The sequence below is a fragment of the Bradyrhizobium sp. JR4.3 genome (assembly GCF_040547695.1).
GTDB classification, from domain to species: Bacteria; Pseudomonadota; Alphaproteobacteria; order Rhizobiales; family Xanthobacteraceae; genus Bradyrhizobium; species Bradyrhizobium canariense.
The window spans coordinates 372,064-392,455 of record NZ_JBEPQF010000003.1; the positions used below are offsets into that span (position 1 = coordinate 372,064).

The following is a 20,392-nucleotide window of genomic DNA, read 5'->3' on the forward strand; positions in this document are numbered from 1 at the left end:
GTAATCGTCAAGCCGCGTCACGACAGAAGCGGACCCATGGGGAGGAATGCATGCGCAGATTTCTGCTTGTAGCAGGCCTGTTTGCCCTTGCCGTCGGGCTGCTCTGGATCGGACAGGGCACGGGCACCGTCGCGTGGCCGCGATCGAGCTTCATGGTCAACCAGTTGCAATGGGCCGGCTATGGCGCAGCCATGGCCGGCTTCGGGCTGGTGCTGATCTGGCAAAGCAACCAATAAAAGAAACCAGGGAATAGCAGCATGACATCCAGTCGGTTCGATCTCCGCGGCAAGGTCGCGATCGTCACGGGAGGCAATGGCGGCATCGGGCTCGGCATGGCCCGTGGCCTCGCCGACGCCGGCGCCAACATCGCCGTGGTCGGACGCAACGAAGCCAAATCTACCGCCGCCGTTGCCGATCTCAGTCAACGCGGCGTGAAGGCGATCAGTGTTCCCACCGACGTCACCGACAAGGCGGCCATCGCCGCGATGGTCGAGCGTGTCGTCGGGGACCTCGGCCGCATCGACATCCTCATCAACAATGCCGGCATGAGCATCCGCAAGCCGCCGCACGAGCTCGAGCTCGACGAGTGGAATACGGTGATCAACACCAACCTCACCAGCGCCTTCCTGTGCTCGAAGCTGGCCTATCCGGCGCTGAAGGCGTCCGGCAACGGCAAGGTGATCAACATCGGCTCGATGATGTCGATCTTCGGCGCGAGCTTCGCGACGGCCTACGCGGCGAGCAAGGGCGGCATCGTTCAGTACACGCGCGCCTGCGCCAACGCATGGGCGCCCGACAACATCCAGGTCAATGCCATCCTGCCGGGCTGGATCGACACTGACCTGACCCGCGGTGCGCGGCAGCAGGTATCGGGATTGCACGAGCGGGTGCTGGCACGCACGCCTGCGGGGCGGTGGGGCGACATCGACGATTTCGCCGGCATTACCGTGTTCCTTGCCTCGTCCGCCTCTAACTTCGTCACCGGCACCGCGATCCCCGTCGATGGCGGGTTCTCGGTGATGGCGTAGATCGTACGCGATAAACCTGCACACAAAAAAGAAGCCCCGGACAATGCCGGGGCTTTTGAATTTGGGTAGTGATCGTCTTTTATGGCTGCTTGGTCGTTCGTTGACCCACTCAGTAGCGGGCGATGACTGGCGCGTCGAACTTGTAGCTGGCGCGCACGACGGCCCACTGGATGTCGCGCGGCTTGGCATCGAAGCTGTAGTTGCCCGACGTGCCGCCAAGTTGATAGGTCTGGCTGGCGAAGGCTGCGTAGTTGTATTCGAGGCCGACGATCCAGTTGCGGGTGATGCCGTATTCCCAGCCGGCACCGACGGTCCAGCCGTTGGCCCAATGGGTTTGACCGCCGGAACCGGTGGCCGGACCGACCGTATCGGTGACCGACAGACGGTTGTTCACGCCGGCATAGCCGCCTTTGATGTAGAACAGGTTGTTCTGCACGGCGAAGCCCGCGCGACCGACGACGGTGGCAAGCACATTGGCGCGCCAATCAAAGACGTTGCCGCCCGGAGCAAATGCCGTGTTCACGACCGTGCCCTTGTTGTCGAGGCCGGAGATCGTGCCTTCCATACCGAAGACGTAGTTGTTGGCCTGCCAGTTGTAGCCGATCTGGGCGCCGCCCATGATGCCGGCGCTGCGCTGACGGTAGCCCTGCCCCAGGGTCAGATCGCCGAACGGCGCGCCGGTCCCGTTGTTGATGAACTGCTCGTTGGTCCATGCGCCGCCGATGTGGCCGCCGACATAGAAGCCGGTCCAGTTGAACATCGACTCCATATAGGCCGGCGCCTTCGTGTAGCGCGCGCCGAGATCGGCGGCGGAAGCGGCGCCCGTCGAAACCAGAGCGGTCGTGCAGGCGAAGGCGGCAATCAACTTGGTACGCATGGTACACCCCGTGTCCTTTGATGGGTGCACGCTCACACGCAGGTCTTACTCAAATTTGAATCAAGACAGTTAAGACGCCGGATTGGCAAGCAGCGCGCCTTCAATCCATCTGAACTGTTGTACGCAGGCAACGCCCTGAGCGCGATTTAACGCCGCGTTATCCCTACCGGGTCCTTGCGCTACCGTGCCGCCGCAGCCTTCGACTGCACGTGCTCGGGCCGGACGCCAAGCGCGATCAGGCGCGCCGGAATGCCCTGGAGCCACGGCAGCGCGGTGATCAGGCGCACGATCAGCGGCACTTTCAACGGCCGGTCGCCGCCTCGCAAGGCGCCGCTGATGATGTTGTTCTGCACGATCATCTGCATTCGCTGCGTCATCTTCACCGGGAATTCGCGGCGACGGCGCACGGCGTCGAGCTCGTTCTCCGACGGACAGCCGTGCTGCAGCTTGTCCGCCAGCAAATTTGCGGTCGCGACCGCATCCTGCACGGCGAGATTGACGCCGACGCCGCCGACCGGCGACATCGCATGGGCGGCGTCGCCGATGAGAAGCAGGCCCGGCTGCGTCCAGCGCTTCAGGCGGTTGATCGCAACGGTCAGCAGCTTGAAATCGTCGAAGCTCTTCACGTCGGCAATGCCGTTCTTCAGGATCGGCGCCATGCGGACGACCTCGTCAAGCAGCGCCTGCAATCCCCTCGCCTTCACCGCGTCGTATTGTCCCTTGGCGATGACATAGGCGCACTGCCAATAGTCGCCGCGGTCGAAGGTGATCATCATCTTGCCGGGCTCGACGCGCGCGAACACGTTCTCGGTCTCGTTCGCCTTGCGGCCGACGCGAAACCACAGCACGTCCATTGGCGCGCCGATCTCCTCGACCTCGAGGCCGGAATGCTGTCGCACGGTCGAATGCCGGCCGTCACAGGCGATGGTGAGATCGGCTTCGATGTCCACGATGCCGTCAGGCGTGTTCGCCCGCACGCCGGCGATGGTCTCGCCGTGGCGGATCAGATCGACGGCCTCCGTGTTCATCATCACCTTCAGCGAAGCGAAGCGCTGGCCGGCCTCGCGCAGGAAATTCAGGAAATCCCATTGCGGCATGAAAGCGATGAACGGGTACTTGGTGCGGAGGCGGCTGAGATCGGCGATGCGAACGGGGGTACCGCCGAACAGGCCGTCCATCTTCTGCAAGCGCTGATGCGGCAGCTTCAGAAATCCGTCGATCAGGCCGAGCTCGTCCATCACCTGGAGTGTCGAGGGATGCACGGTGTCGCCGCGGAAGTCGCGGAAGAAATCCGCATGCTTCTCCAGCACCACAACATCGATGCCGGCGCGCCCGAGGAGATAGCCGAGCATCATGCCGGCCGGTCCGCCGCCGACGATGCAGCACCGCACTTTCAACGAAGAGCCCTGGGGATGCTGCGAGGTATCGGGTTTCACGGCCGGGCCCTCATTTACGGGTCAAGGTTTCTGTGCAGTGCAACAAGCAAGATTCATTTGCCGCGATTGTGAATGGCCGTTAGCCTCGCCGCCAATTCCGACTCATTCAGGAAATGGCAGTGCAGACAATCCTCATACTGCTCGGCGTCTGGATCCTGATCAACGTGCTTTTCGTCTTGATCATGATCGCACCGCGCAGGCCGCCGCTTGCGCCGGTGCGCATCGAACAGAACGGTTATCCGTACGAGGAGTAGGAGAAGTTCCTGCTGCGCCGCGTCATCATCTCGATCGCGATGGGCGCGTTCTTCTCGCCGACTCCGCCCTTGATCGAGGCCGTCAAGCGCTTCATCAGGAAGCGCCGCGAATAGCTACGGCGGACGCGGCCTGCTCGACACTTCAGTTGTTGCTGCGGTTCGCGCTGCGGAAGCTCTTGATCTCCGACACGCTGCCGTCGCGATAGGTCAGCTCCACCGAGATGAACTGCGTTGCCGGCGCGAGCTTCATGTAGAGCGGCATGCCGGCGCTGATCGCGCTGGGATCGCGCATGTCGCAGCCCGGCATCTTCAAGACCTGGTTCGGAACGGCGGTGTCGATGCCGATGCGCACCTCGCGGATGGCGCAGCGGTAGGACACGAGGTGCGTGTAGTAGACCAGCAGCCCGTTGAACTCGCGGAATGACAGCCAGCTCGTCGCGGTCATGTCGAGGATCTTGCGCTGGTCACGGATCAGCGCGGCTTCGGGATCGAACCTGATCGGGAACGGCCCCTGCATGTCACCGGACTGGTCGACATAGCGGACCTCGATGGTGCCGGCTTGCGCGTCCGGCGGCAATTCGATCGACGGGTTCGGCATTCTCTTGCGCGTGCGCGGGTCGAGCGTATCGATGAAGCCGGTTTCGCGGAAGTCGCCATTGCCGGCCATGCGCCAGGAAACGCCGAGGGTCGGATCGGCAAAGGAGAACACCACGCTCCAGCCGCCATTGTGACGCGAGAAGCTCGCGATCGGCGCGTTGGTGGTCTCCTCCTTCGGCACGCGCGGCACCGAGACCGGTGGCAGCGCCGCGAGCTTCTGCGCCGGCGGATCGGCCGGGCGCGCGGCGGCATCCTTCGCGACGCCGCCGAGGAAGACGTCATCGACCATCTGATCGAAATAGACCGGCACCTGCCTGTGCTTGACGGTGTCGGCCATCTCGCTGACGAGACGGCGCGTACGCTGCGCCACTTGCACCAGGTTCTCGCCGGGCTGGAGCAGTTCCTTGGCGAAGGTGCGCGTAAACACCGAATTGGGATTTGCGTCATCATTGGAGAGACGGTCGAGCGCGGTCTGGCGCGGGCCCGCGGAGAAGACCGAGAACACGCCTTCGGGCAGCTGCACCATCGGGGCAAGTCCGCCGCCACCGGCGACGGCGCGGGTACCCTTGCGCTCGAACGGGTTGTTGCGGCAGGCGTCGAACACCAGGATCGAGGTTCGCGCCTTCTTGTTCTGGAGGCGCTCGACGATGCGATCGGCCAGGATGGAGGCGTCACGCACCAGCTCTTCCTGCCCTTCCGTGGCCGCCGGCACGTCCGTCGGCAGCAGGTAGTTCTGGCCTGCGATTTCGAAGCCGTGGCCGGCATAGAAGAAGAACGCGGTGTCGCCGGGCTCGATCGTCCGATCGAACGCGAGCAGCGTCTCCGAAAATTGCTGCCGGCTCTGGTTTTCGGCGACCATCACCGAGAAGCCGAGCTGCTTTAGCGTATCGCCCATGGTGCGGGCGTCGTTGACCGCCTTGAGCAGTTTCGGAACGTTCCTGTAGTCGTTGTTGCCGACGACGAGCGCAACGCGCTTCTCGGCACAGGCGGGAAGCGCGAAACCGCTGAGGCCGGCCGCGAGGCCAAGCGCTGCCAGTACTCTGAAAAGCCGACGCGTCATCGAAAATCCCTCAAGAACAGCCCACGCCGGTTCCTTCGAACAGCGGTTCATGGGAACCGCGTCGCTGATGTGATAGTCGGCCCAGCCATAGTGCTGGTTCAACAGCCCTGAGGACTCAGGTTCTGTCGTCTAGCCTATGGCAGATCCCGCTGGAATCTGCTTTTTCTCAATCAATTCTTGTGGGCAATTCCGCTGGAAGCGAGGGGCCGCCGTGTATCGCTGGTGCACCGACGAGGTCGAGCCGCACGATCGCTTCGACTTTTGGCGCGAGGTGCGCGCCAAGGGCCTGTTCGGCGTCACCGCCGAACTCGAGCGCGAACGCCGCGCCGACTTCTTCGGCGAATTCTCGCTGCGCCAGCTTGGCGGAGCGGGCCTCGTCGAGCTGAAGGCCTCGCACTACACGGTCGAGCGCAGCCTGACCGACATCGCTCACGCGCCGGGCGACAGCATCTGCGTCTATCAGCAGCTCGGCAGCGGCGGCTGGTTCGGCGGCATGCGCGGCAGCGACTTCACGATCGCCAATGGCAGCTTCGCCACCAGCCACACCGACTTGCCCTATCGCACCGCGCCGATGGGCGCAGGAGGCTTCCACCTGCGGATCCTGAAGATTCCCGTGATCGGCCTCTCCACGCAGGACAAGCGCATGCGCGAGCTGGCGCCCCGGACGTTCGACGATTCCACCCTGGCGCCCCTGCTTGGCGCCTGCTTCGCCGATCTCGGTGCGGTTGCCGCAGGTGACGACGGCGCCGCCGATGCCGCTTCCCTCGTCCAGGCTTTAGCCCATCTGGCGTTGATCGAGCGCGGCATCCTGCGGTCCAGCGGCCGCCTCGGGCAGGCCGCGCTGCGGACCGCCCGGCTCTCGCACGCACGGCGCCTGATCGCGCGCCACCTGCAAGATCCAAATCTGGCGCCGACCATGGTGGCCGACCTGCTCGGCGTCTCCGTGCGTCACCTGCATATGCTGTTCGAAAGTGCCGCCAGGAGTTTCTCGCAAACCGTGACGGACGAACGCCTGAACCAGAGCCGCCGCTTGATGCGCGAAGCCCCGGACCGGTTGATCGCCGACATCGCGACCTCCTGCGGCTTCGACAGCCTCGCGACCTATTACCGGGTCTTCAACGCCGCCTACGGGATGGCCCCCGGCGACTTCCGCGCGCAGGGGCCGGAGGGGCGCTAGCCGGCGTTTGGGCAGTTCCGGCCGATCGCCGGATTGGGCGGAAAACCGCAGCCTCGCCCGCTATTTGGGCGAAAACCTCAGGTTTTTTAGGGCCTTCCCGCGCCTGCTCCATTGACTTTGGCCGATTCCCGCCTATGTTCCGTGGCGACGCGGCTCAGATCGAAGAGCGATTCCTGAGCCTGGCGCTTTGTTCGCGTGAGTCAGCACCCCCAGCTTCTTTGAGAGCGCGCCGTTTTGGGGTGGAACGCGACAGCCTTATTACCCTCGATTCCGAACGGCGGTTTCGACCAGAGGCTCAATGTCTTTTACCCATCTCGGACTATCCGAAAAAGTCCTCGCCGCAGTGGCGGCCACCGGTTACACCACCCCCACCCCCATTCAGGAACAGGCGATCCCTCACGTCCTCGCTCGCAAGGACGTGCTCGGCATCGCCCAGACCGGCACCGGCAAGACCGCGGCCTTCGTGCTGCCGATGCTCACCATCCTCGAAAAGGGTCGCGCCCGGGCGCGCATGCCGCGCACGCTGATCCTTGAGCCGACCCGCGAACTCGCGGCGCAGGTGAAGGAAAACTTCGACCGCTACGGCGCGGGCCAGAAACTCAACGTCGCCCTCCTGATCGGCGGCGTTTCCTTCGGCGACCAAGATGCCAAGCTGACGCGCGGCGTCGACGTGCTGATCGCAACTCCCGGCCGCCTGCTCGACCACACGGAGCGCGGCGGCCTGCTGCTCACCGGCGTCGAGCTGCTCGTCATCGACGAAGCCGACCGCATGCTGGACATGGGCTTCATTCCCGACATCGAGCGCGTCTGCAAGCTCGTCCCGTTCACGCGGCAGACCCTGTTCTTCACCGCGACCATGCCGCCGGAGATCCGGCGCATCACCGAAACCTTCCTGCACAATCCGCAGAAGGTCGAGGTATCGAAGCCCGCCACGACCGCTGTCACCGTTACGCAGTGCCAGGTCCCGGCCGGGCGCGAGGCGCACGAGAAGCGCGAGCTGCTTCGCCGACTGCTGCGCGAGGCCAAGGATCTCCAGAACGCGATCATCTTCTGCAATCGCAAACGCGACGTCGCCGTCGTTCACAAATCGCTGCAGAAGCACGGCTTCAGCGTCGGCGCGCTTCATGGCGACATGGACCAGTCGGCCCGCACGGCGGCACTCGAGCAGTTCCGCAAGGGCGAGCTGCCCCTCCTGGTCGCGTCCGACGTCGCCGCCCGCGGCCTCGACATCCCCGAGGTCAGCCACGTCTTCAATTTCGACGTTCCCCACCATCCCGACGACTATGTCCATCGCGTCGGCCGCACCGGTCGCGCAGGCCGGTCCGGCATGGCGATCTCGCTCGTTACGCCGCTCGACCAGAAGTCGATGGTGGCGATCGAGAAGCTGATCGGCCAGAGCATTCCGCGCGCCGAAGGCGATTTCGAAGTCCGCACCGATGCATCCGATGCGAGCGAGCGTCCGCGCGAGCAGCGCGGCCGTGAACGTTCACGCGGCGGACGCGGCAAGCCGCAGCGCGGTCGCGATCGTGAACGCAGCCATGAGCCGCGCGAACCACGTGGCGAGGCACAGCCTTCTGCCGAAGCACGGTCCGTTCCCGAGGCAAGGCCCGCTTCCGAAGCAAAGCCCGCGCGCGAGGCAAGACCTTCGCGTGAAGCAAGACCTTCGCGTGAAGCCAGACCTTCGCGTGAGGCAAGACCTCCGCGCGAAGCCAGGCCAGCATCCGAGCCGCGTGACGGTGCGCGCCAGCAGGCCAATCCGTCGCATGTGCCGTCGATCGGCCGTCCCGAGCCGCGCCGCCAACGCGAGGCCGACAGCGAGCCGGGCGACCACTCGCATCTGCCGGCATTTCTGCTGCGTCCGGTTCGCTCCCCCGCCGGCGCCTGAAGCACGATACGCGCCCGGCTTTGGTTGAAACCAAGCTGGCGCGCACTTTTTCGGATGCATTCGTGGACGTATATTTACGGGGCGTTCACGATCGTCCGTTAGCCTACGAACATAATTTAAGTATTGCTGCGGTCGCCGGCACGCTGATCGCTGTGGGGTATGTTCCGTGGTCAAGGTGCTCGACGAACACGAACGCACGATGGCGTTCGCCGAGGTAGCGCTCGGTCAGATCCGATCGCTACGGCAGACGGCAATTCCCCGCAATTACGAGATCTGGTACGTCTACGCCACCGGCTACAACGCTCCACTCAACAAGATCATCAACGAGACGCTGGCGCGGAGCGGCAAGCTCACCGAAGCCGATCTCGATCAGATCTACGAGACCTACCTCTCCCACATCAAGACCACCGACCGCATCGACAAGGTCGGCGCGCGCGTCATCGGCGAGATCGACGACGTGATGAAGGTACTCGGCGACGCGCTCGGGATGACCGGCTCCTACGATGCCAGCCTGTCGGGCGCGACCGAAAAGCTGTCATCGGCCAAGAGCCGCGAGCAGCTCAAGTCGATCGTCGAGACGCTGCTGCATTCGACCCGCGAGATGCGCGAGACCAACAAGGCGCTGGAAGACCGGCTGACGCTGTCGAAGAGCGAGATCAGCAACCTCCAGCAGAGCCTGGAGGCGATCCGCGCAGAGAGCCTCACCGATCCGCTGACGGGGCTCGGCAACCGCAAATATTTCGATCGCATGATCGACATGGCCGTGGAAGGCGCGCTCGCCTCCGGTGAGCCGCTGTCGCTGCTGCTGGTCGACATCGATCATTTCAAGTCGTTCAACGATTCCTACGGTCATCTCACCGGCGACCAGGTGCTGCGGCTGGTCGGCCTGTCGCTGAAGCAGACCATCAAGGGCCAGGACATCACCGCCCGCTATGGCGGCGAGGAATTCGCGGTCGTGCTGCCCAACACCGCGCTGCGCCAGGCCCTCACGGTGGCCGATCACATCCGCCGCGCGGTGATGGCGAAGGAATTGAAGAAGAAGTCCACCGGCGAAATCCTCGGCCGCGTCACCATCTCGGTCGGCGTCTCCATGCTCAAGCCGGGCGACGACACCGATGCGCTGATCGAACGCGCGGATGCCTGCCTCTACGCCGCCAAACGCAACGGCCGCAACCGCGTGATCTGCGAGGCCGATCCGGAATTCGCAGTCGAGACGCACAACCGGGTGGCGTGACGCCGAAGCCACGCACCGCCACCCGCGCTTGACATTCTGACCGGACGAACGACATCTCTCTCGCCGCCTTGAGGGGTCCGCCCGCGAGCATCCGGAGGACTTGTCGTCTTGCCCAACCCGCATGATTTTCACACGCCGCAACCGTCCTACACGAGGGATGAGCTGCTGAGATCGAGCGAGGGCGGCTATTTCGGCCCGGGCAATGCGCAATTACCGGCGCCGCCGATGCTGATGATGGATCGCATCACGGAGATCAGCCTGGACGGCGGCGAGTTCGGCAAGGGCCATATCGTCGGCGAGCTCGACATCGCGCCGGGCCATTGGTTCTTCGATTGCCACTATCGCGGCGATGCCACGATGCCGGCCTCTCTGGGGCTGGATGCCATGTGGCAGATGGTCGGCTATTGGCTGGGATGGTCGGGCTCCCCGGGCAAGGGCCGCGCCATCGGCGTCGGCGAGGTCGCGTGCACGGGCGAGGTCACGCCGAACGCGCAACGCGTGCGCTACGAAGTCTCCATGAGGATGGTCCGGCGCGGCAAGCTGGTGCTCGGAATTGCCGACGGTCGCGTGCTGGCCGACGGCATCTGCGTCTTCACCGCCACGGACATGCGGGTTGGTCTGACCAAGACCGTGGAGTGAAGTCGTAGGGTGAGGCAAAGCGAAGCGTGCCCACCATTACAGGTCGCAATCGCGGAAAGATGGTGGGCACGGCGCTAAGCGCCTTTGCCCACCCTACGGACCGCCTTCTTGGTTGTTCGTTTATTCGCCGGGGGCTTCTTCGCAACCTTCTTCGCCGCCTTCTTGACCTTGGGCCGCTTCTTCACCTTGGCGCGCTGGGCGGCGGCGAGCGCGGCCCTCGCCCATTGCGCCAGTTCCGCGGAATCGTCGAACAGGCGCGCGGGCAGCTCCCAATAGGAGTTCACCACCACGGTCTTGGCGCGGGTCGCGTATTGGAACGGCTTCGAGCCTTCCGCTTCAAAGTCCGGGATGGTCATCTCGTCGGCGCGAAAGAACAAGCCGGCACGCAGAGACAGCGCGAAATTGATGCCGTCGGCGGAGATGCCGTAGCCGGAAAACATTTTTCGGATGGCGACGGGGCCGAAATCGGCGAACAGGTCGATCAGGAATTCTCGGTCCATGGCAGGCTTCCCGGGGCGAGCAGCCCAATACCACCGCCGTCATTGCGAGCGAAGCGAAGCAATCCAGGCTGTCGACGCGGAGACAGCCTGGATTGCTTCGTCGCAAGTGCTCCTCGCAATGACGGAAAAACTACCCGTCGATCTGCGCCGGGCGCAGCTCGACCGACTCGCCGCAGCCGCAAGCGGAGATCTGGTTGGGATTGTTGAAGACGAACTGGGCCTGCATCTTGTCGGCCTTGTAGTCCATCTCGGTGCCGAGCAGGAACAGCACGGCCTTCGGATCGACCAGGATCTTGACGCCCTTGTCCTCGACGACCTCGTCGGTCGGGCGGACATCATGGGCGTATTCGACCGTGTAGGACTGACCGGCACAGCCGCCGTTCTTGACGCCGACGCGCAGGCCCACGATCTCGGAATCGGCCCGCTGGGTCAGCTCGTTGATGCGCTGGGCAGCAGCATCCGTCAGCCGCATCACTTGTGGGCGCGGCCGCCGCGGTTTCGGAGTGGATGCTGGTGTCGAGCCCGACGATATCTGTGTCATGTCAATGATGTGGTCCGTTGCCGAGCGAATTCAATGCCAAGGATCTAACGAGTATCTAAAGCCAGGGTTACGCGTCACCACATGTTGAGCACGAGGCGGGCCTCGTCGCTCATGCGTTCCGGCGTCCAGGCCGGCTCCCAGACCACCTTGACGTCGACCACGCCGACGCCGGGGACGCTGGCGACCGCGTTCTCGACCATGGTCGGCAACTCGCCGGCAGCCGGGCAGTTCGGCGTCGTCAGCGTCATTTGCACGTCGACCGAGCGATCGTCCTTGATCTCGACCTTGTAGATCAGGCCGAGCTCGTAGATGTCAGCCGGGATTTCCGGGTCGAACACGGTCTTCAGCCCGGCGATGATCTCGGTGGTGAGACGCTCGGTCTCCTCAGGCGGCAGCGCCGACTGGGTTTCCATCGGATTGGCTTTGATTTCGGCCGTGTCACTCATGCGAACAAATCCCGCGCCTTCAACAGCGCCTGTGCCAGATGATCGACTTCTTCTCGCGTATTATACATGCCGAACGACGCCCGGCATGTGGCCGTGACGTTGAACCGCTCTAAAAGCGGCATCACGCAATGGGTGCCGGCGCGCACCGCGATGCCCTGGCGGTCGATCACGGTGGCGACGTCATGGGCGTGCGCGCCCTTGAGCTCGAAGGAGATCACCGGGCCCTTGCCCCGCGCCGTCCCTACCAGCCGCAGCGAGTTGATCTCGCGCAGCTTGTCCTGGGCGTAGGTGACGAGATCGTGCTCGTGCGCGGCGATGCGCTCCTTGCCGATCGAATTGACGTAGTCGATGGCGGCGCCAAGCCCGACCGCCTCGACGATCGCCGGCGTGCCGGCCTCGAATTTGTGCGGGGGATCGCCGTAGGTGACGACGTCGCGCGAGACCTCGCGGATCATCTCGCCGCCGCCGTTAAACGGGCGCATCGCGACCAGGTGGTCGTACTTGGCCCAGAGCACGCCGATGCCGGTCGGACCGTAGACCTTGTGGCCGGTGAAGACGTAGAAGTCGCAGCCGAGGTCCTGGACGTCGACTGGGATATGCACCGCGCCCTGGCTGCCGTCGACCAGCACGGGAATGCCGCGGGCATGGGCGATCTTCACGACGTCCTTGACCGGAACGATGGTGCCGAGCGCGTTCGACATCTGCGTGATCGCGACCAGCCTGGTCTTCGAGGTCAGCAGCTTTTCGAATTCGTCGATGAGGAAATTGCCCTCGTCGTCGACCGGGGCCCATTTGATCACGGCACCATGGCGTTCTCTGAGAAAATGCCAGGGCACGATGTTGGAGTGGTGCTCCATGATCGAGATGACGATCTCGTCGCCTTCTTTGATGTTCGGCTCACCCCAGGACGAGGCGACGAGGTTGATCGCCTCGGTCGCGTTGCGGGTGAAGATCACTTCCTCAGGTCGCGGCGCGTTAATGAACTGCGCCACCTTGATGCGGCCGCCCTCATAGGCCTCGGTCGCGGCATTGGCGAGGTAATGCAGGCCGCGATGCACGTTGGCGTATTCGGAGGTATAAGCCTGCGTCATGCGATCGAGCACGGCGCTCGGCTTCTGTGCAGATGCAGCGTTGTCGAGATAGACCAGCGGCTTGCCGTAGATCTGCATGGCCAGCGCCGGAAAATCTTCGCGCACGCGCGCAACGTCGTAAGAGCCGTTCTTGACTGCCGGATGCATGCTCATTGGCGCCGCTCCAGCCAGCGCTCGGCAATGCCGATCACGTGCTCGCGCAGATCATCGTCGGCGATCTGCTCGATCGCCTCGCCGACGAAAGCCTGGATCAGCAGCGCCTGGGCCTGCTTCTCCGGCAGGCCGCGCGCCTTCAGATAGAACAGCAGGCTGTCGTCGAGCGCGCCGGCGGTGGCGCCGTGGCCGCAAGAGACGTCGTCAGCGAAAATCTCGAGCTCGGGCTTGTTGTCGGCTTCCGCTTCGTCCGAGAGCAGCAGCGCGCGGATCATCATCTTGCCGTCGGTCTTCTGTGCGTCGGGACGAACGATGATACGGCCCTGAAACACCGAGTGCGCACGGTCGTCGATCACGGCGCGGAAGACTTCCCGGCTGACGCAGTTCGGCACGGCGTGGTCGACCACCAGGGTGGTGTCGCCATGTTCGGTCTTCTGCAACAGGTTCACGCCGTTAACGGAGAGCTCGCTGCCCTCGCCCGCCAGCGTGATGAAGCCTTGCAGGCGGCTGACCGCAGCACCGGTGGTCATGTTGAAGAAATTGAGCTTCGTGTTCGCACCGACCGTGACGAACTGCGAGGTGATGTTCACCGCATCCGGCGAATCGTCCATCAGGCGGATATGCGCGACGTCTGCGTTGTCGCCGACCGCGAGGATGACGGCATCGTTGACCTGGTAGGCCTTGGCGCCGGCCGCGACGAAGCTCTCGATGATGGTGGCACGAGCGCCTTTCCCGACCACGACCTGCGAGCGGGTGAACGTCGATGCCGTAGCAGCGATCGCGATGTGAATGATCTGGATCGGCGCGGACAGCTGCACGCCGTCGGCGATATCAACCACGACACCATCGGTCGCCATTGCCGCGTTCAGCGCGATCACCGCGTCGATAGCCGCGGTCTTCAACAGACCGGAATTCTTCTCCAGCGTCTCCCGCAATGTCTTAAAGCCCGCCTCGGAGGCCATCGCCTTGATGTCCGAGAGATCGGCAGCGAACACGCCGTCCACCAGAACCAGCTTGCGGGCGCCTGCGATGGCATGCGCCTTCACGGCGTCCGCGGCGCGCTTCAACGCGGCCGTATCGGGCGCAGCCGCCAACGGCAACACCTCGCCGACCAGCGCGCGCAGGTCGGTGTATTTCCATTCCTCGATCCGGCGGTGCGGCAGGCCGAGACGCTCATAGGTCTCGAACGCCTCGCGGCGCACGGCGATCACGGAAGGCGAACCCGGCAGACGGCCTTCGGCGCTGGCGAAGAGATCGCTCACCGCGCGGCCATTTCCGGTCTTTGCCACAGCAACGTTCATCGCAAAATTCCTTACGCGTCCTCGTACTGGGCGTAGCCGGACGACTCCAGCTCCAGCGCCAGGTCCTTGGCACCGCTCTTCACGACACGGCCCTTCGACATCACGTGCACGACGTCAGGCACGATGTAGTTGAGCAGCCGCTGATAGTGGGTGATGACGACCATCGCGCGCTTGGGCGAATGCAACGCGTTGACGCCGTCGGCTGCGATGCGCAGCGCGTCGATGTCGAGGCCGGAATCCATCTCGTCGAGGATGCACAGGCTCGGCTCAAACAGCGCCATCTGCAGCACCTCGTTGCGCTTCTTCTCGCCGCCGGAAAAACCGACATTGACGCCGCGCTTGAGCATGTCCTGCGGGATGTTCAGCGACTTCGAGACTTCGCGGACTTTCTTCAAAAAGTCGGGCGTCGAATATTCGCTCTCGCCGCGCGCCTTGCGCTGCGCGTTCAGTGCGGTACGCAGGAAATTCATGGTGGAGACGCCGGGGATCTCGACCGGATACTGGAACGCAAGGAACACGCCCTTGGCGGCGCGCTCGTTGGGGGCCATCGCGAGCAGGTCTTCGCCCTTGAACAGGATCTCGCCGTCGGTCACCTCGTAACCCGGCTTGCCGGCGATGACGTGGGACAGCGTCGACTTGCCGGAGCCGTTCGGCCCCATGATCGCGTGGATCTCGCCCTCGTTCACGGTCAGCGTCAGCCCGTGGAGGATCTCACGTTCCTCAACACGAACCTTGAGGTCTTTCACTTCGAGCAAAGCCATATCTTGTTTCCATCTATCTCCTCATCCTGAGGAGCGCCGCAGGCGCGTCTCGAAGGATTAAGGCCAACAATCTTTTCGTATCCATCCTTCGAGACGGCCGCTTACGCGGCCTCCTCAGGATGAGGTCGGCGCTAGCCGACCGATCCTTCAAGCGAGATCGAGATCAGCTTCTGCGCTTCCACCGCGAACTCCATCGGCAGTTGCTGCAGCACGTCCTTGACGAAGCCGTTGACCACGAGGCCGACCGCCTCCTCCTGCGTGAGGCCGCGCTGGATGCAGTAGAACAGCACGTCCTCGGAGATCTTCGACGTGGTAGCCTCGTGCTCGAACGTCGCCGACGAGTTCTTGGCTTCGATGTAGGGCACGGTGTGCGCGCCGCATTTGTCGCCGATCAGCAGCGAATCGCAGGCAGTGAAGTTGCGCGCGCCGGTCGCCTTGCGATGCGCGGTAACGAGCCCGCGATAGGTGTTCTGCGACCTGCCGGCCGCGATGCCCTTGGAGATGATGCGGCTCGACGTGTTCTTGCCGAGATGGATCATCTTGGTGCCCGAGTCGACCTGCTGATAGCCGTTCGAGATCGCGATCGAATAGAATTCACCACGGGAATTGTCGCCGCGCAGGATGCAGCTCGGATACTTCCAGGTGATCGCCGAACCCGTTTCGACCTGGGTCCAGGAGATTTTGGAATTGTCGCCGCGGCAGTCGCCACGCTTGGTGACGAAATTGTAGATGCCGCCCTTGCCTTCCGAATTGCCCGGGTACCAGTTCTGCACCGTCGAATATTTGATCTCGGCGTCGTCATGCGTGACGAGCTCGACCACGGCCGCGTGCAGCTGGTTCTCGTCGCGTTGCGGCGCGGTGCAGCCCTCGAGATAGGAGACGTAGGAGCCCTTGTCGGCGATGATCAGCGTGCGCTCGAACTGGCCGGTGTTGCGCTCGTTGATGCGGAAGTACGTCGACAGCTCCATCGGGCAGCGCACGCCCGGCGGCACGTAGACGAACGAGCCATCGGAGAACACCGCCGAGTTCAGCGTCGCGTAGAAATTGTCCGAGGTCGGCACCACGGATCCCAGATATTTCTGCACCAGCTCGGGATGCTCGCGGATCGCCTCCGAGATCGGCATGAAGATCACGCCGGCCTTCTTCAGCTCCGCCTTAAAGGTGGTCGCAACCGAAACCGAATCGAAGACGGCATCGACCGCGATCTTGCGACGCGTGGGATCTTCCTCGCCGGGCTTCGGCTCGACGCCTTCGAGCATGGCGACTTCCCGCAAGGGAATGCCGAGCTTCTCGTAGGTCTTCAGAATCTCTGGATCGATCTCGTCGAGCGAGGTGATCGTCTTCTTCGGCTTCGGCGCCGAATAATAATAGAGGTCCTGGAAGTCGATCTTGGGATAATCGACGCGCGCCCAGGTCGGCTCGGTCATGGTCAGCCAGCGCCGATAGGCTTCGAGCCGCCACTGGAGCATCCAGGCGGGTTCGTTCTTCTTCTCGGAGATGAACTTGACGGTCTCTTCCGACAGCCCCTTGGGGGCCTTGTCGGACTCGATCAGGGTCTCAAACCCATAACGATACTGATCGACGTCGATGCGCTTCACGCGCTCGACCGTCTCTTGCACGGCTGGCATTCTATCCTCCGCTCGCGGTTTCAAGGACCGCGGTGGATCATCAAACTCGGACGACTATTACGATGTTTCTTGGCGGGAAGCACGCGCTTAGAACCGTTCAAGCCGTGTTTCATCGCTTATCCCTTAAGTAGGGTATTACCGAGCTTTCGCCAAGCCTCTAACGCCCTGTTGATGTCATCCGGCTCCGTGGACCAGCCCAGACTAAGACGCACCGCTCCTTGGGCGACGGTCGGATCATACCCCATTGCCGACAACACGTGGGACGGCTGAACCTTGCCCGAGGAACAGGCAGAGCCTGAGGACACGGCGACGCCTTCGAGGTCGAAGCCGATCACCGCGGTCTCGGCCTTAAGGCCGGGGGCGGTGAACAGAACGGTATTCGGCAACCGCTTGACGTCACTTGAGAAGACCGTTGCGCCGGCCATGGAGCGAATGCCATTTTCCAAGCGATCTCTGAGACTTGCCATCCGCGCTGCATCCTCCGACAAAGCCTGAAGGGCGACCCGCACCGCTGCCCCGAAGCCGGCAATGCCGGCGACATTCTCGGTTCCCGCGCGCCGGTTCATCTCCTGCCCGCCGCCCCGCAGCAACGGCTCAAGCCCGGCCACGCCCTCGGCCGCGACCAGCGCGCCAACACCCTTGGGACCGCCGATCTTGTGTGCAGAAAAGGTCGCAAGGTCTGCGCCGATAGCTTTGATATCGAAAGGGATTTTTCCAAACGCCTGGATTGCATCGACGTGCAGGAGGCCGCCAGCCGCGTGAACGATTGCCGCGGCCTCGGCGATAGGCTGCAGCGCGCCCGTCTCATTGTTGGCCGCCATGATGGAGACCAGCGCCGGCGGGCCGTCGCCGAGCAGCGCCTTCAAATCGTCGAGGTCGATCACGCCGGAGCGCGTAACCCTGACCTGACCGATCCTATCGGCCGGGAACCGGCCGCCCGCCAGCACCGACGCATGCTCGACCGCCGAGACCAGGAGCCGCTCGACAGGCCCGCCAGACGGCCCCCGAAGCCCCGGCGACAGCGCCAGCGCGTTAGCTTCGGTTCCCGTGGAGGTGAAGACGACGTTCCGCGGCAACGCGCCGACGGAGGTCGCAAGCAGGGCCCGCGCGTCCTCGACAAGCCGTCGCGCCTCGCGCCCCTCGGCATGAACCGAGGAGGGATTGCCGATGAGCTCGGAGGCTGCGAGCATTGCGCTTCGGGCCTCGGGACGAAGCGGCGTGGTCGCATTCCAGTCGAGATAGATGCGGCTCGGCATAGACTACTATATTACCTGCGATTGTGGTTGTTGCGCCAGCGCTGGTACCCGACATGGGCTCCCCTGGAGCACTTGGCAATCTCGATTCCGGATTCCCCATCGCGCGAGGGCGCGGCCATGACGCTAACATCTTGAGCTCATTGGGCGATGTTCAAGATGCTTGCTTTTTGACCCTCGCCTCATGTTAGAACGCGCGCGTCAGTTCGCCGCGCGCCGCTCGCGCATCATCCGAGGGCGCCGCTCCACCCTTCCATTCGCGGCTTGATCGGCCCAGCAGCCGATGAAATCCGCACAATCGGTTGATTGTTGAAGAGCGTCTTCAAGGGATCAATCAAGAGATCATCATGCCTGAAGTTATTTTCACCGGCCCCGCCGGCCGTCTCGAAGGCCGCTACCATCCGGCCAAGCAGAAGAACGCGCCGATCGCGATGGTCCTGCATCCGCATCCGCAGTTCCACGGCACGATGAATCATCAGATCATCTACCAGTGCTACTATGCGTTCGCGCATCGCGGCTTCTCCGTGCTGCGGTTCAATTTCCGCGGCGTCGGCCGCAGCCAGGGCTCGTTCGACCACGGCACCGGCGAATTGTCGGACGCGGCCGCGGCGCTCGACTGGGCGCAGACCATCAATCCCGAAGCGCGCGCCTGCTGGGTTGCCGGCTTCTCCTTCGGCGCCTGGATCGGCATGCAGTTGCTGATGCGCCGCCCGGAGGTCGAGGGCTTCATCTCGATCGCGCCGCCCGCCAACCTCTACGACTTCTCGTTCCTCGCGCCCTGCCCGTCCTCTGGCCTGATCGTGCATGGCGAGAAGGACGCGGTGGTGCCGCCCAAGGACGTCAACACGCTGGTCGAGAAGCTGAAGACGCAAAAGGGCATCGTGATCGACCAGCAGGTCATCCCCGGCGCCAACCACTTCTTCGACGCCAAGCTCGAGCCGCTGATGGAAACCATCACCGCCTATCTCGACATGCGCCTCGCCAACGTGCGCTGAGCTTTCCGTGGGCGCGTTCATCGCATTGCTGCGTGCCGTGAATGTCGGCGGCACCGGCAAACTGCCGATGAGCGAACTCAAGGCCATTTGCGAGGAGCTCGGCTACGCCGCTGTGCGCACCTATATTGCAAGCGGCAACGTCGTCTTCACAAGCCGCAAGTCGCAATCTGCGATCAAGACCGCACTCGAAAAGCGGTTGCACGCCTATGCCGGCGCGCCGGTCGGCGTGCTCGTGCGCAGCGCCACCGAGATGGCGCAGGTCTTGGCCGATAATCCGTTTCCAAAGGCCGCACCCAACCGCACCGTCGCGATCTTCCTCGACAAGGCGCCGCCGGCGGATGCGCTCGCCGGCATTCGCGGCCAGAACAAGGAGGAGGTCCGCCTCGGCCACCGCGAGATCTACGTGCATTACGGCGACGGCATGGGCACGTCGAAGCTGGTCATCCCCGCCGCCAAGACCGGCACCGCGCGCAACATGAACACGATCGCGACGCTCGCGAAAATGGCCGCAGAGCTCTAGGCCAGCTTGAGCGCCGCGATCCCCGTCAGCACCAGCACGATCCCCGCGATCTTCATCGCGCTCAGGGTCTCGCCGAATAGCACGACGCCCATGATGAAGGTGCCGGCGGCGCCAATGCCCGTCCACACCGAATAGGCGACGCCGACCTCGAGCACCTTCAAGGCGCGTCCGAGCAGGAACACAAAGGCGGCGAGCAGCACCAGCGAGACGATACTCCAGCTCACACGCGTGTAGCCCTCCGCATATTTCATCGAGATCGCCCAGCCGACATCGAGGAGGCCGGCGATCACCAGCATCAGCCAGGCCATGGATTGCGACATCGGCGAGGGCTCAAGCCGCGAGCTTGAGCAGATGCGCGTCATGCCGCACCAGGAAGGCGCGCAGCAATTGCGGATAGTCCGCGCCGACCGCGGTGCGGACGCTCGGACGCTTCGCCAGTTCGGCGCGCCATGCGCGGACCTTCGGCACATCGCGGAAAATGCCGTGCTCGGTCAGCTCGTCGAACAGATCGAAATAGCGGAAGACGGGCGCGAACACTGCGTCGACCAAACTGAACGCTTCGCCGGCAAAATAAGGACCGGCGCCGAGCGCCGCCTCGACCCGCGCGAATTTTGCAACGAGCGCCTGGCGCTTGCTCTCGAACGTCGCCGGATCGGTCGTGGTCTCCAGACCCCAGAGGTCGCCGAGCACTGCTGAACCAAACTCCATCCACGCCCGGTGCTCGGCACGCTTCAAGGCATCCGCCGGATGCAGCCTCACACCGCCTTGCGTCTCCTCGGTGTACTCGCAGATCACGTTGCTCTCGAACAGCGCGACCTCGCCCTTCTCGCTCGTCACGACCAGCACCGGCACCTTGCCAAGCGGCGACAGTTTGAGAAACCAGTCCGGCTTGTTGGCGAGATCGATGTCGACCCGCTCGAACGGAACGCCCTTCTCCTTGAGCGCGATCACCGCGCGCTGCACGTATGGGCAAAGCTTATGGCTGATCAGTTTGAGGGAAGCGGTCATGGCACGAT

At 63.8% G+C, this 20,392-nt stretch carries 22 protein-coding genes; 9 read left to right on the top strand and 13 right to left on the bottom strand.

From position 1 onward, the window contains the following. Positions 1 to 50: 50 nt before the first annotated feature. Entirely contained in the window at positions 51 to 236 is a 186-nt protein-coding gene (locus ABIB91_RS07770; protein ID WP_007591540.1) for a hypothetical protein, read from the top strand. 21 nt (positions 237 to 257) lie between these two features. Continuing rightward, the gene (locus ABIB91_RS07775; RefSeq protein WP_007591541.1) at positions 258 to 1,028 is read left to right on the top strand and encodes an SDR family NAD(P)-dependent oxidoreductase; all 771 of its coding nucleotides are present in this window, start codon (positions 258 to 260) and stop codon (positions 1,026 to 1,028) included. 109 nt (positions 1,029 to 1,137) lie between these two features. On the opposite strand, the gene ABIB91_RS07780 is transcribed toward ABIB91_RS07775, so the two are convergent. After that, positions 1,138 to 1,905 (bottom strand): outer membrane protein, encoded by a 768-nt coding sequence (locus tag ABIB91_RS07780; RefSeq protein ID WP_007591542.1) that lies wholly within the window; start codon positions 1,903 to 1,905, stop codon positions 1,138 to 1,140. A gap of 179 nt (positions 1,906 to 2,084) precedes the next feature. Further along, positions 2,085 to 3,341: an FAD-dependent oxidoreductase gene (locus ABIB91_RS07785; protein WP_354167688.1), complete on the bottom strand. Its 1,257-nt coding sequence runs from the start codon at positions 3,339 to 3,341 to the stop codon at positions 2,085 to 2,087. Between the two features lie 119 nt (positions 3,342 to 3,460). On the opposite strand from ABIB91_RS07785, the gene ABIB91_RS07790 reads away from it, so the two are divergent. Further along, positions 3,461 to 3,595, top strand: a complete 135-nt coding sequence (locus ABIB91_RS07790; protein ID WP_007591544.1) for a hypothetical protein — start codon at positions 3,461 to 3,463, stop codon at positions 3,593 to 3,595. A 142-nt stretch (positions 3,596 to 3,737) separates the two neighbouring features. Here ABIB91_RS07790 and ABIB91_RS07795 read toward each other — a convergent pair whose 3' ends face one another. Further along, positions 3,738 to 5,252, bottom strand: a complete 1,515-nt coding sequence (locus ABIB91_RS07795; RefSeq protein ID WP_007591545.1) for a caspase family protein — start codon at positions 5,250 to 5,252, stop codon at positions 3,738 to 3,740. Positions 5,253 to 5,463: 211 nt separating this feature from the next. Between ABIB91_RS07795 and ABIB91_RS07800 the strand changes: the two genes are divergently transcribed. From ABIB91_RS07800 to fabA, 4 genes are all read left to right on the top strand, one after another. Next, entirely contained in the window at positions 5,464 to 6,429 is a 966-nt protein-coding gene (locus tag ABIB91_RS07800) for a helix-turn-helix transcriptional regulator (RefSeq protein ID WP_354167683.1), read from the top strand. Positions 6,430 to 6,727: 298 nt separating this feature from the next. Then, positions 6,728 to 8,314 carry a DEAD/DEAH box helicase gene (locus ABIB91_RS07805; RefSeq protein ID WP_007591547.1) on the top strand — a complete coding sequence of 529 codons (1,587 nt, stop codon included), beginning with the start codon at positions 6,728 to 6,730 and terminating at the stop codon, positions 8,312 to 8,314. A gap of 166 nt (positions 8,315 to 8,480) precedes the next feature. After that, entirely contained in the window at positions 8,481 to 9,548 is a 1,068-nt protein-coding gene (locus tag ABIB91_RS07810) for a GGDEF domain-containing protein (protein ID WP_354128166.1), read from the top strand. 108 nt (positions 9,549 to 9,656) lie between these two features. Then, entirely contained in the window at positions 9,657 to 10,187 is a 531-nt protein-coding gene (fabA, locus tag ABIB91_RS07815; protein WP_354128165.1) for a bifunctional 3-hydroxydecanoyl-ACP dehydratase/trans-2-decenoyl-ACP isomerase, read from the top strand. A 74-nt stretch (positions 10,188 to 10,261) separates the two neighbouring features. On the opposite strand, the gene ABIB91_RS07820 is transcribed toward fabA, so the two are convergent. From ABIB91_RS07820 to ABIB91_RS07855, 8 genes are all read right to left on the bottom strand, one after another. Then, positions 10,262 to 10,687, bottom strand: coding sequence for a TfoX/Sxy family protein (locus ABIB91_RS07820; RefSeq protein ID WP_354167678.1), 426 nt, complete (start codon positions 10,685 to 10,687; stop codon positions 10,262 to 10,264). A gap of 130 nt (positions 10,688 to 10,817) precedes the next feature. Continuing rightward, complete coding sequence (locus ABIB91_RS07825) at positions 10,818 to 11,228, bottom strand: HesB/IscA family protein (protein WP_081747958.1); 411 nt, start codon at positions 11,226 to 11,228, stop codon at positions 10,818 to 10,820. A gap of 74 nt (positions 11,229 to 11,302) precedes the next feature. Beyond that, positions 11,303 to 11,674 carry an SUF system Fe-S cluster assembly protein gene (locus ABIB91_RS07830; RefSeq protein WP_007591551.1) on the bottom strand — a complete coding sequence of 124 codons (372 nt, stop codon included), beginning with the start codon at positions 11,672 to 11,674 and terminating at the stop codon, positions 11,303 to 11,305. After that, positions 11,671 to 12,918, bottom strand: coding sequence for a cysteine desulfurase (locus tag ABIB91_RS07835; RefSeq protein WP_354167674.1), 1,248 nt, complete (start codon positions 12,916 to 12,918; stop codon positions 11,671 to 11,673). Before ABIB91_RS07835 ends, ABIB91_RS07830 begins: the two co-directional genes overlap by 4 nt. Continuing rightward, positions 12,915 to 14,219 carry a Fe-S cluster assembly protein SufD gene (gene sufD / locus ABIB91_RS07840; protein ID WP_354167671.1) on the bottom strand — a complete coding sequence of 435 codons (1,305 nt, stop codon included), beginning with the start codon at positions 14,217 to 14,219 and terminating at the stop codon, positions 12,915 to 12,917. Before sufD ends, ABIB91_RS07835 begins: the two co-directional genes overlap by 4 nt. A gap of 11 nt (positions 14,220 to 14,230) precedes the next feature. Beyond that, positions 14,231 to 14,980, bottom strand: coding sequence for a Fe-S cluster assembly ATPase SufC (gene sufC / locus ABIB91_RS07845; protein ID WP_027517718.1), 750 nt, complete (start codon positions 14,978 to 14,980; stop codon positions 14,231 to 14,233). Between the two features lie 131 nt (positions 14,981 to 15,111). Next, the gene (gene sufB, locus ABIB91_RS07850; RefSeq protein ID WP_354167668.1) at positions 15,112 to 16,608 is read right to left on the bottom strand and encodes a Fe-S cluster assembly protein SufB; all 1,497 of its coding nucleotides are present in this window, start codon (positions 16,606 to 16,608) and stop codon (positions 15,112 to 15,114) included. Between the two features lie 116 nt (positions 16,609 to 16,724). Continuing rightward, positions 16,725 to 17,864, bottom strand: coding sequence for a cysteine desulfurase family protein (locus tag ABIB91_RS07855; RefSeq protein WP_354167665.1), 1,140 nt, complete (start codon positions 17,862 to 17,864; stop codon positions 16,725 to 16,727). 344 nt (positions 17,865 to 18,208) lie between these two features. On the opposite strand from ABIB91_RS07855, the gene ABIB91_RS07860 reads away from it, so the two are divergent. Continuing rightward, a complete protein-coding gene (locus ABIB91_RS07860) occupies positions 18,209 to 18,856 on the top strand; it encodes an alpha/beta hydrolase (protein WP_007591562.1) in 648 nt (215 codons plus the stop codon). A gap of 7 nt (positions 18,857 to 18,863) precedes the next feature. After that, positions 18,864 to 19,376 (top strand): DUF1697 domain-containing protein, encoded by a 513-nt coding sequence (locus ABIB91_RS07865; protein WP_354167661.1) that lies wholly within the window; start codon positions 18,864 to 18,866, stop codon positions 19,374 to 19,376. On the opposite strand, the gene ABIB91_RS07870 is transcribed toward ABIB91_RS07865, so the two are convergent. Both ABIB91_RS07870 and ABIB91_RS07875 read right to left on the bottom strand, forming a co-directional pair. Beyond that, positions 19,373 to 19,696, bottom strand: coding sequence for a DMT family transporter (locus tag ABIB91_RS07870; protein ID WP_354167658.1), 324 nt, complete (start codon positions 19,694 to 19,696; stop codon positions 19,373 to 19,375). The two genes, ABIB91_RS07865 and ABIB91_RS07870, sit on opposite strands and share 4 nt — an antisense overlap. Positions 19,697 to 19,706: 10 nt before the next feature. Next, entirely contained in the window at positions 19,707 to 20,384 is a 678-nt protein-coding gene (locus ABIB91_RS07875) for a glutathione S-transferase family protein (RefSeq protein ID WP_354167655.1), read from the bottom strand. Positions 20,385 to 20,392: the final 8 nt, after the last annotated feature.